The organism is Streptomyces sp. NPDC037126 (genome assembly GCF_055605965.1).
In genome coordinates this window covers 1-2113 of sequence record NZ_JBVJTD010000081.1, presented here as the reverse complement: position 1 = coordinate 2113, position 2113 = coordinate 1, and the positions used below count along the sequence as shown (strand labels likewise).

The 2113-nt window shown below is 65.5% G+C and carries 1 protein-coding gene; it reads left to right on the top strand.

The features are described from left to right. The first annotated feature begins 1367 nt into the window (after window positions 1-1367). Window positions 1368-1757: an allene oxide cyclase barrel-like domain-containing protein gene (locus tag ACZ7FF_RS44880; protein ID WP_470820532.1), complete on the top strand. Its 390-nt coding sequence runs from the start codon at window positions 1368-1370 to the stop codon at window positions 1755-1757. The last annotated feature ends 356 nt before the right edge of the window (window positions 1758-2113 follow it).

Genomic DNA, 2113 nt, shown 5'->3' with positions numbered 1-2113 from the left:
CGTCCGGCAACGAGCCGAGGCTCCCGCAGCAGTAGCTAGTTCATGCCTGGCCAGCGAAAACGTCACACGAGGTTCGGAAAGAGAACGACCTCTTACGAGTTGGTGCGTGATAGCGGGTGAGGTGTGTTTGTCCTGCTCGCGGCCGTTCTCAGGTCGTGAGGGTGCGGTCGGAGACGAGGCCGGCGATGGCTCGGTAAGTGTCGGGAAGGCGGTCGCGGAGGTGGGTCCAGCGCGTCAGTTGCTTCCACCGCTTGTGATCGGCAAGGGCGTGCTCGACGGTGATGGAGGGGTTGTGCCCCTCGGGCGGAGCCTCGTTCCCTCTCTCCGACCGGCACCATGCCGAGGGAGGCGTCAGCGTCAGGCGCGGCGCCCGCGCGGGGAGGGAGAGAAGAGGGATCTGAAGAAGGAAGGAGAAGGGAGGCAGATGTCGCCACCCCTGCCCCTGCGAGATCTGCCGGGGGCATGCGAGATCTGCCGGGGGGTCGACGGAGGGGCGACAGATTTCGCCGGGGGGTTTGACCTGGGGTTTTCCGCGGGACCCTCGTCGAAGGTCAGCTCCTCCACGAGAGACGGTCCGTAGTCGGTGCGCTTGCGCTTCATGGTGGCCAGCAAATCGAGTGGCGTGGCGCTCACTCGCATCAGTGGAGTGCGGCTCGCTGATCGTTTGCGAATGCCGCCGAAGCCGTCGGAGGCATCGGAGGCAGATGATGCTGCAGGGGAGTCCGAGGAGACCTTGATGGAGGTCCGGGCGTCACTCGTAGCGAAGGCGGAATCGTTTGCAACCCACCGCGTCGTGGCGCCGGTGGGACGCTGACCCGTCGGGGTGGGCCACGGCATCGAACACCGAGCGGAAGCCGCTGGCGCTCGCAGCGCGTCACCGTGCGAGGTCTCGGTTCTCACCAGCATGCCTAGGATCGGAGACGGCCACTGTCTTTACTCCGACGCCGCTGGTCACCGCGGTGGTCCGCCGCCCCGTCCCGTACGCGCCCGTGTTGATGGAGGTCGTTTGTCGGACAACGGACGGCCTGGCCTGCCACGAGACGGTCTTCTGCTCGCCGCCCCCGGAAGCGGCCCGCGTGACGCTCTTGACCAGGATGGTGCCGCGTCACGGGGATCGGCCGGGGACCTTCTTACGGCTGTCGGCATGGCATCGATAGGCCGGACGGGTACGCATGATCATGGAGCCCTGAGTTCATCGCTCCTCTCGCCGGGACTCCGGCATCCTGCGCTTCGAACCAATCCGCCCTTTTCGGGGTGGCTCCGGATGAGCGAGGAGAAAAAGCGAAATGAGACTGCCAGCAATGTTGGCCGTGGCGGCTACTCTCGTCACAGGTGGCGCCCTCTCCACCAGCGCGTCGGCGCACGCCATGAATGAAAGAAGCTTCGCGACGAACACCGACTTCTCCCTCCAGAGAATCGCCTCGTTCGGAAACCCCTCCGGCCAGGTGCTGGGGTCGGAGTTCGGAACGTACTACCGTACGTTCATCGAACCCGGTCACACGGAGTTCGGTACGTACGCCCAGCAGTGCACTTTCGTGTCCACCACGGGACGGAGCACGACCCAGTGCTTCGGCACGTTCGAAACCCCCGACGGCCAGCTCACTGTGCAGGGCGTCAAGGGCCAACCCGCCGACACACGTCCCACCGCATACAACCTCGCGATCACCGGAGGCACCGGGGACTTCAGCAGGGCTCGCGGCTACGTGCACTTCGAACTGAGCCTCGCACCGACCGGCACCGTCCACCTGCAGGGCTGAGCAGTCAGAAGGGGGTTCCGCTCGTCGTCGGCAAGACCGAGCGGGACCCTGCTGCATGGCCGCCTTTCGACCCGCGTCGGCCACACGGCCGGTGGGACCGCGGCACGTTCGTCAGGCGGACGGATCAGCCGGCTGGTGATGCTCCTGCCAGCTGAACGGACCGACCGTCAACTCCATCTCACCGTGATCGCAAGGGACTATCGGCAGTGGGCTCCCAGCCCGGCCAGAGGCAACGACGCCCATCCGCTTGGCTCAGCAGTAACAGCTCATTTCGTTTGGTGTGATCTTGCGGCATGCTGTTTGCGTGTCGAGCGAGTTGGTCGAGCGGATGGTGCCGGACGGATTGTGGGAGCTGT